This is a genomic window from Deferrivibrio essentukiensis (assembly GCF_020480685.1).
Lineage (GTDB): Bacteria > Chrysiogenota > Deferribacteres > Deferribacterales > Deferrivibrionaceae > Deferrivibrio > Deferrivibrio essentukiensis.
Map to the genome: position 1 here is coordinate 1 of NZ_JAJAFU010000050.1, position 1,253 is coordinate 1,253.

Annotated in this window: 1 protein-coding gene; it reads left to right on the plus strand. The window is 32.9% G+C overall.

The genetic code is table 11. The features are described from left to right. The first annotated feature begins 101 nt into the window (after window positions 1-101). Window positions 102-1,208 (plus strand): IS256 family transposase, encoded by a 1,107-nt coding sequence (locus LF845_RS11700; RefSeq protein ID WP_242821194.1) that lies wholly within the window; start codon window positions 102-104, stop codon window positions 1,206-1,208. Window positions 1,209-1,253 lie beyond the last annotated feature (45 nt).

Here is a 1,253-nt window from a genome sequence, read left to right on the forward strand (position 1 = left end):
GGTAGTGTAAAATAAATTGTGTCATTGAAATCCCCCTTGAAGGTTTGTAGTATTTATCTACAAGCACGTAAGATAAAAAACCTTCAAAGGAGGACTTTACAATGGATAATATAATTTTAGAGCAATTATCCAAATATTTCAAGGAAATGATACAAGAGATAATGGTAAGTGAGCGAGAAAACTACTTAAAAGAACATTCTGAAACAAGAGCCAATGGATACTATACTAGGACACCCAAGACTATATTGGGAGATATGGAGCTTGAGATACCAAGGACTCGTGATGGTAATTTTAAACCATCTATAATACCTGAACGTAAGAGAGTTACTTTTATGCTTGATGATGTTGTAAGAGCATTATTTAGTGCAGGATTAAGTTCCAGAAAGACAGGGGATGTGATAAGAAATCTTGTAGGTAGCTCTGTATCAGCTTCATTTGTAAGTAGCAGTTTGGAAATACCGGAAGAGGTTATAAATAAGTTTATCAACAGAAATTTTACCGAAGAGTATCCTGTAATTTATATAGATGCTACTTATGTTCCATTAATGAGAGGTAGTGTGGATAAAGAAGCTGTTTATGGTGTGTTAGGGGTTACTAAGAATGGTAGGCGTGATATATTGTCTTATTGCTTACCTGGAGGTGATGAGAAATCATCTGTATGGAAAGAGATATTTGTTAATTTAAGTAACAGGGGGCTAAAAGGTGTTAAGATGGTTATTAGTGATGATTTACCTGGACTTACGGAAGTAATTAATGAAGTATTTCCTGATGTAGAACATCAGCTTTGTTGGTTTCACCTGAAGAAAAATATCAAGAATAAAGTCAGAAAAACACACTTTGATGAGATATTAAAAGAATTGGAATATGTATTTGAATCTAAAACCGAAGATGAAGCTAAAAGTCGCCTGCTTGCCTTTATCAACAAATGGAGCAAGCTTTATAGATACTTTAATAACTTGAGAAATAAAATAAATAATTATTCTTACTTTTTTAAATTTCATCCTAAAGTAAGAAGCTATTTTAGCACTACTAATTGGCTTGAGAGATGCTTTAAGGAACTTAAGGATAATATCAGGGTTAGGGGTTATTTTCACTCTGAGGAAAGTGCTAATAAATTCTTGTATCTATTTTTTAGTGACAAGAGCTTAAAATATCAGCAAAGAAAATTAAGGTACTCACATATTCTTGAGGAGGCCTTTAATGGATAAAAAGATTTCAAGGGTGATGGCTGACACAATTAAATTGACATTACC

What these genes read in the sequence shown, in the direction of transcription:
- LF845_RS11700 (WP_242821194.1), top strand. Translation starts at nt 102, where the DNA reads ATGGATAATATAATTTTAGAGCAATTATCCAAATATTTCAAGGAAATG.